At 67.9% G+C, this 240-nt stretch carries 1 protein-coding gene; it reads left to right on the top strand.

The features are described from left to right. Positions 1 to 240, top strand: a 240-nt coding sequence (locus tag ACM9LZ_RS26155; RefSeq protein WP_416622424.1) for a hypothetical protein, incomplete at both ends; no start/stop codon positions are given.

The raw sequence follows: 240 nt of genomic DNA, 5'->3' as shown, positions 1-240 counted from the left end.
GGCGCCACCATCACGCTGACCATCGGCGGCGCCACCTATACCACCACGGCCACCGGCGGAAACTGGTCCGTCGATACCGCAACGGCCACCCCGACATCGGGCAGCCTGTCGCTGACCACCAATGGCACCAACCCCGTTTCCGTCACGGCCACCGATGCCGCTACCAATGTATCCACACCGGGCACCCAGACGCTGACCATCGACACGACGGCACCCGCCGCACCGGTCGTCACCTCCGCC

This window comes from Niveispirillum fermenti, assembly GCF_048066175.1.
GTDB lineage: Bacteria > Pseudomonadota > Alphaproteobacteria > Azospirillales > Azospirillaceae > Niveispirillum > Niveispirillum fermenti.
This window is presented reverse-complemented; position numbering and strand designations above follow the sequence as displayed.